The sequence below is a fragment of the Kluyvera huaxiensis genome, from assembly GCF_040149365.1.
GTDB lineage: Bacteria > Pseudomonadota > Gammaproteobacteria > Enterobacterales > Enterobacteriaceae > Kluyvera > Kluyvera intermedia_A.
The window spans coordinates 202517-209047 of record NZ_JBEFLV010000008.1 but is presented as its reverse complement, the minus strand read 5'-3'; the positions used below and the strand labels follow the sequence as shown (position 1 = coordinate 209047).

The following is a 6531-nucleotide window of genomic DNA, read 5'->3' as shown; positions in this document are numbered from 1 at the left end:
CGCATTGAGCGACATAACCTGAATCTGAGACAACATCTGGCAAGGCTGGGACGGAAGTCACTGTCGTTCTCAAAATCGGTGGAGCTGCATGACAAAGTCATCGGGCATTATCTGAACATAAAACACTATCAGTAAGTTGGAGTCATTACCAGGCACCGGCGTGTCGATTAAAAACGCGGGTTATGCCAGCGGTGGTCCGGAGTCTTTATTTGCACTGGCTTCTAACAGCATCGATATTGGTTCAGCCGCCACGCCGGCGGTGATTAACTCTATTGCCAACGGCAATGACTTTGTCGCGGCCTATCCAACCAACGGTATCAATGAAACCACCAAATCGATTTTCTACGTGAAAGAAGATAGTCCGATTAAATCCATCAAAGATTTAGTGGGAAAAAGCGTCGCAGTGAACACGCTGGGTGCGCATCTGGATTACACATTGCGTGAAGCGCTGCATCAGGCCAATTTGCCTGAAAACGCCGCCAGGCCGGTGGCAGTTCCGGGTCCGCAGCTGGAGCAGACTCTGCGTTCAGGTCAGGTTGATGTCGCGGCGTTCGGCTACTGGCAGACAACCTTTGAAGGTGCGGCGCGTAGCCACGGCGGACTGCGCCCAATTTTCAACGATGCCGAGGTGCTGGGACCGATCGCCGGTGGTTTCACAGTACTACGTGCAGACTTTGTGAAAAAACACCCGGATGCCGCACGCATCTTTGTGGTGGAGTCGGCGCGCGCGCTGGACTATGCCCGCGATAACCCGGAAAAAGTACGCGAAATTATGGCTAAAATCCTCAAAGAGCGCGGTGAAAATCCGGAAGTAGCGCAGTACTTTACCGGCTACGGCGTACGTAAAGGTGGGCTGGCTGAGCCGCATGATGTGCAGTTCTGGCTGGAAATTCTCGAGCGCGATGGCGTTATCCAGAAAGGTCAGCTGAAAGCGTCAAATATTTTGCTGAAAACGGAAGGTGTATGATGACAACATCCATTCAGGCGCAGCGCGGAGATATTTCGATTCGTCGTTTACGTAAGACGTTCTCCCTTGAAGGTAAGCCGTTTGATGTCTTTCGCGATCTGAATCTGCAGATCGACAGCGGCCAGAGTATCGCTATCGTCGGGCCAAGCGGCTGCGGGAAAACCACGCTGCTGCGCATCCTGGCGGGGCTGGAGACGCCGGACGGTGGGGATGTGGTGATTGATGGCCAGGCGGTGCACGGCATGAGCCGCGAGCGGGCGGTCATTTTTCAGGAGCCGCGTCTGCTGCCATGGTTAACGGTGCTGGAAAACGTCAGCTTCAGCCTGGACGTGCAGGGCGTTCCGCGCAAAAAGGCGCGGGAGCGGGCGAAAGAGGCGATTGAGCTGGTGGGGTTAGGCCACTGTGAACAGGCGCTGCCAAATCAGCTTTCTGGCGGCATGGCTCAGCGTGTCGGCATCGCCCGCGCATTGACTATTCAGCCGGAGATTTTGCTGCTCGATGAGCCGCTGGGGGCGCTGGATGCAATGACTAAAATCACCATGCAGGAAGAGCTGGCGCGGATCCATAAGGTTGAGAAAATCACTATGGTGCTGGTGACGCACGATCTCGAAGAGGCGATTTACCTGGCTGACCGGGTGCTGATTCTACCGAAAATTAAGGGCGATCCGATTCGTACCATTGAGGTCACGCTTTCTCGCCCACGCGTACGCAGCAGCGCAGACTTTGTAGCCCTGCGTCAGGAATTAATGGCCGAGTTTGGTCTGCATTAATTATTTGTTGAAAGATGAGTTGGTTAGCCTTTATTTCCATGCAAAGGATATGGCTGCTTTTTTTAATTAAATAAAGCGAGTGGGTGTAAATGTTAATAATTCTAAGTGGAAAGTGAGTGGTATTTTAAAATAATGTAAAAGTGCGCTATTATTAGCGCACACATTACATTTTGCTATGCGAATATCATCATTATGCCTGCAATAAATAAAAAACTATTCTCTCTGGCGACAATAGCGCTGCTGGTCAATTCAGCCGCTTATGCAAATACCGATACGACGCAAAAAACCGACGTCCTGCTGATAGGCGGTGGGATTATGAGTGCGTCGCTGGGTACCTGGCTGCAAGAGCTGCAACCAGACTGGAAACAAGTGATGGTCGAGAAGCTCGACAAAGTGGCGCTTGAATCCTCTAACGGCTGGAACAACGCCGGTACAGGCCATTCCGCGAACATGGAGCTGAACTATACGCCGGAGCGTCCGGACGGCACCATCGACGTGACTAAGGCTCTGGAAATCAATGAACAGTTTATGATTTCCCGTCAGTTCTGGTCCTCGCAGGTGAAGCGCGGCGTGCTGAATAACCCGCATGCGTTTATCAACTCTACGCCGCACATGAGCTTCGTCTGGGGCGATAAGAACGTTGATTACCTGGGCAAGCGCTACGACGCGCTGCAAAAAACCACCCTGTTCCAGGGCATGAAATTCTCCACCGACCATCAGCAAATTGCCCAGTGGGCGCCGCTGGTGATGGCCGGTCGTGACCCGCAGCAGAAAGTGGCGGCGACCTGGACTCCGTCCGGTACCGACGTGAACTACGGCGAAATTACCCGTCAGCTGATTGGCAGCCTGCAGAAGAATGAGCACTTCACGCTGCAAACCTCGTCTGAAGTCACCGAGTTTAAGCGTAACGGCGATAACTCCTGGCACGTCACCATTGAAGACGTCAACAACGGTAAACAGCATGCCATTGATGCGAAATACGTCTTCATCGGTGCAGGCGGCGGGGCGCTGAAGCTGCTGCAAAAAACCGGTATTCCTGAAGCCGATAATTATGCAGGTTTCCCGGTGGGCGGCTCGTTCCTGATGACCGAAAACCCGGACGTTACTCGCCAGCATATGGAAAAAGTCTACGGTCAGGCTTCCGTGGGTGCGCCGCCGATGTCGGTGCCGCATATCGATGCGCGCTTTATCGATGGCAAACGCGTGGTGCTGTTCGGGCCATTCGCCACCTTCTCGACCAAATTCCTCAAGCAGGGTTCGTTCTTCGATCTGCTAAGCACTACCACTACCAGCAACGTGATGCCGATGACCCACGTCGGTCTGGATAATTTCGATCTGGTGAAATACCTGATTAGCCAGGTGATGCTGAGCGATGATGACCGCTTTGCGGCGCTGAAAGAGTACTATCCTGAAGCGCGTAAAGAGGACTGGAAGCTGATTCAGGCCGGCCAGCGCGTGCAGATTATCAAGAAAGATGCGGATAAAGGTGGCGTACTGAAGCTGGGTACCGAAGTGGTTGTTGACCAGCAGCGCACCATTTCCGCACTGCTGGGCGCATCCCCGGGGGCATCTACCGCCGCGCCTATTACCCTGAACGTGATTAAAAAACTGTTCCCTGAGCAGTTCAACTCACCGGAGTGGCAGAGCAAAATTCGCGGTATCGTCCCAAGCTTTGGCCAGACTCTAAATGGCAATACTGCGCTGACGCAGCAGGTTTGGGATGACACAGCTACGACGCTGCAACTGACCAAACCACCGGTTATCCAGATGCCAGCCGCGCCGGTTGCGCAGGCTAAACCGGCAGAGCAACCAGCGGTCGCTTCACCGCAGCACGATATGGCACTGTAATTTGTACTTTCTGCGGCCGGTCTACCGGCGCGCAGGGAAGCCATAAAAAAGGCCTGTCGGGTTCCCCCGACAGGCCTTTTTGCTTTCCGTTACCCGGTTAGCCGAGGAACATCACCGAGACGCACATCAACCCGACAATCAGCGTAATCAGGCTACCGATGGAGCGGTATGGCTTGAGCGCTGGGATAAGATAGGTCGACAGCGTTGGCATGATAAACAGAATCATGGCAATCAACGGGCCGCTGATGGCGTAGATCATCGAAATAGCATTCGGGTTGATGCAGCAGACGATAAAGGTCAGCGTCGACACCAGCAGGATAGATAACCCGCGGTTAAAGGAGCGGCTCTTGCGCACGCCAACCTGATTCAGCGTGGCTTTAACCATCTCGCTGGCCCCTTCAATCACCCCAAAATAGGTGCCGAGGAACGACTTCGACATTGCCACCACCGCCACAATAATACCGGAGATAGACAGCCAGCTTGGGGAGTTTGGCACCATCGACAGCGCAGAAAGGATGGTGACGCCTTCGTTCTTCGCGGCATTGATATAGGACGGCGGAATTGACATCAGGCAACTGAAGACGAAGAACAGCACGCTCAGGCAGATGACCAGATACGCCACCTTCATGATTTTTTTGCATTTACCCATGGCTTGCTCGCCATATTTCTCTCGCCGGTCGATGGCGAAGGTCGAAATAATTGGCGTATGGCTAAAAGCGAAAACCATCACGGGAATGGATAACCACACCTGGTGCAGCGTATGGGTATTGACCTCCATTTGGGTGGTCAGTAGCGACGGCTGCCAGCTGCCTATCTGATAAATCGATAGGAACAGGAAGTAGGCGATAAGCGGGAACACCAGCATCCCCATGACTTTAATGGTCGTTTGGCGACCGGTCAGGAAGATCAGATTCAGCAGCAGGACCACGCCCAGGCTAATCAGCGCGCGCAGCGGCAAATCTACCGGCCGATAGTGGGAAATCTGCTCTGCCAGCGAGTTGGTAATCGCCACCGCGTAGATCAGCACCACAACGAAGAACGCGATGAAGTAGAGTGCGGTAATCAGGCTGCCAATTTTTTTGCCGTAGTAATGCGTCACGGCTCCGGTGATGCCAACGCTGGCCGGTGTGTTAGCGGATAAGATGAACTGACATAACGCGCGGTGTGGCCAGTACGTCAGGGGCCAGGCGACGAGGGCGGTGATAAACAAGACCACCGCGCCGGCTGTACCCAACTGGATGGGCAGGAACAGCGTCCCTGCTCCGACGGCAGTGCCATACAGGGCAAAGCTCCAGAGGGTCTCTTCTTTAGACCAAATTTTAGACATTATTTGAATATATCAACCATAAAACCAAAAAAATGGCGGATAATTTACCATAATTAGCTTTTCGTGTGGCTGAACATTTTCAGACCGATAGCTATCGGTCTGAAAAGCAGAGGGATTTTATGCGCAGCGATTCTCTAAACGGCGCTTAACCACCCGCTCACGCAGGCTGTCGTAGACCCAGTTGTAGAGCATGGTGTAGGGCAGGAAGAACAAGAAGAAGCCGATCTCCAGGGTCAGCGCCTGCAGCAGCGTCACGCCGAGTACGAACGACACAATGCTAACGCCGATGACGATAAATCCACACTCAAACCCCAGGGCATGCAGAGCGCGGACTTTGGCGGTGCGCTTCACGCGTGTTACCGGCCACAGTCGGTCGAAGACGGCGTTGTAGATGATATTCCACACCATGGCGGTGGTGGCCAGAATCACCGTTAGGCCGCCCATTTCCAGTACTGAACGCTGCATGAGCCAGGCGGCGGTTGGCGCGAGGATCGCGGTGGCGATCCCCTCAAAGCAAACGGCATGGAAGATACGCTCCGGGAGCTTTCTGCGATGTAATGAATCCTGTTGCATCTGATGACCTTTCAATTATTGAACGTTGTTGTGGGTATTTTATGGGTAAATATGATAAGTAAAAGATAGAACCCATCGATAAAGTAGATACTTCATGCGCTATTCTCCCGAAGCTCTTACCGCCTTTGTCGAAACGGTTGCCTGCGGATCGTTCTCTGCCGCGGCCCGCCGTTTACGCAAAAGCCAGTCAACGATCAGTACGGCTATCGCCCACCTGGAGGCGGATATTGGCGTCACGCTGTTTGACCGCTCGGCGCGCCAGCCGGTGCTGACCGCCGAGGGGCAGCGAGTGTTGAGCTATGTGCAGGCGATTCTGGCTGCCAGCGAGCGGCTGGATGAACTGGCGGTGTCGTTAAGCGGTGAAACTGAAGCGCGGCTGACCTTTGTGCTTTCCGACACGCTGCATCCGGACGTGCTGGAAGGGCTGCTGGCGCAGTTTGACCAGCGTTTTCCGCACACTGAATTTGAGTGCCTGGTAGGGGAAGACGACGATGTTGTCGATCTGCTGCAAAAAGGGCGCGCGCAGGTGGGGCTAATCGAGGCACGCGATGACTATCCCACCGATATCGGCCACATCCGTTTGCCGATGCAGACGCGGATGGCCATCTACACCTCGCCAGGCCACCCGCTGACCCGCGAACAGGGACTGACACTGGAACAGCTACGCACCTGGCGCGAGCTACGCCTCAATACCTATCTGGAAAATCGCACGACGCCTTCGCGCGGGCCGGTTTGGTCTGCTCCCAACTATCTGATGTTGCTAAGCATGGCGGCGCAGGGGCTGGGATGGTGTGCGCTGCCCTGCGCGCTGGTGGATGAATTTTCGCGTTCGGCGGAACTGACGATGCTCAATATTGCGGGCTGGCCAATATCGGTATCGACCGATCTCCTGTGGCACAAAGCCGCGCCGCTTGGGGCATCGGGAAACTGGCTGCGGCAGTACCTGCAGCAGGTTTCGGCCTGACGCGCGGGATATGAATTTCCTTTGTGATAAAACTCACTTTTTTTAAACAATCGCGAAAAAATTTGATAACACTCATCTACTA

At 54.1% G+C, this 6531-nt stretch carries 7 protein-coding genes; 5 read left to right on the top strand and 2 right to left on the bottom strand.

Features of this window, described 5'->3' with window-relative positions:
* The 4 genes from ABOC97_RS10980 to mqo form a co-directional block, all read left to right on the top strand.
* The coding region (locus ABOC97_RS10980) for an IS1 family transposase (RefSeq protein ID WP_000306011.1) at window positions 1-135 on the top strand (135 nt) is incomplete at its 5' end.
* 25 nt (window positions 136-160) lie between these two features.
* A complete protein-coding gene (locus tag ABOC97_RS10975; RefSeq protein WP_349597429.1) occupies window positions 161-967 on the top strand; it encodes an ABC transporter substrate-binding protein in 807 nt (268 codons plus the stop codon).
* On the top strand, window positions 964-1737 hold the full coding sequence (locus tag ABOC97_RS10970) for an ABC transporter ATP-binding protein (RefSeq protein WP_234508812.1): 774 nt from the start codon (window positions 964-966) through the stop codon (window positions 1735-1737). The genes ABOC97_RS10975 and ABOC97_RS10970 overlap by 4 nt, the downstream gene beginning before the upstream one ends.
* A 192-nt stretch (window positions 1738-1929) precedes the next feature.
* A complete protein-coding gene (gene mqo / locus ABOC97_RS10965) occupies window positions 1930-3585 on the top strand; it encodes a malate dehydrogenase (quinone) (RefSeq protein ID WP_349597426.1) in 1656 nt (551 codons plus the stop codon).
* Between the two features lie 97 nt (window positions 3586-3682).
* Here mqo and ABOC97_RS10960 read toward each other — a convergent pair whose 3' ends face one another.
* Both ABOC97_RS10960 and ABOC97_RS10955 read right to left on the bottom strand, forming a co-directional pair.
* Window positions 3683-4912: an amino acid permease gene (locus ABOC97_RS10960; protein WP_349597423.1), complete on the bottom strand. Its 1230-nt coding sequence runs from the start codon at window positions 4910-4912 to the stop codon at window positions 3683-3685.
* Between the two features lie 117 nt (window positions 4913-5029).
* Window positions 5030-5485: a multidrug/biocide efflux PACE transporter gene (locus ABOC97_RS10955; RefSeq protein WP_234508815.1), complete on the bottom strand. Its 456-nt coding sequence runs from the start codon at window positions 5483-5485 to the stop codon at window positions 5030-5032.
* A gap of 94 nt (window positions 5486-5579) precedes the next feature.
* Here ABOC97_RS10955 and ABOC97_RS10950 point away from each other — a divergent pair, with 94 nt between their 5' ends.
* The gene (locus tag ABOC97_RS10950) at window positions 5580-6449 is read left to right on the top strand and encodes a LysR family transcriptional regulator (protein ID WP_349597420.1); all 870 of its coding nucleotides are present in this window, start codon (window positions 5580-5582) and stop codon (window positions 6447-6449) included.
* Window positions 6450-6531 lie beyond the last annotated feature (82 nt).

Excerpts from the sequence above, each read along its gene's own strand:
- ABOC97_RS10970 (WP_234508812.1), top strand. The coding sequence starts at position 964 with ATGATGACAACATCCATTCAGGCGCAGCGCGGAGATATTTCGATTCGT.
- mqo (WP_349597426.1), top strand. The coding sequence starts at position 1,930 with ATGCCTGCAATAAATAAAAAACTATTCTCTCTGGCGACAATAGCGCTG.
- ABOC97_RS10960 (WP_349597423.1), bottom strand. The coding sequence starts at position 4,912 with ATGTCTAAAATTTGGTCTAAAGAAGAGACCCTCTGGAGCTTTGCCCTG.
- ABOC97_RS10955 (WP_234508815.1), bottom strand. The coding sequence starts at position 5,485 with ATGCAACAGGATTCATTACATCGCAGAAAGCTCCCGGAGCGTATCTTC.
- ABOC97_RS10950 (WP_349597420.1), top strand. The coding sequence starts at position 5,580 with ATGCGCTATTCTCCCGAAGCTCTTACCGCCTTTGTCGAAACGGTTGCC.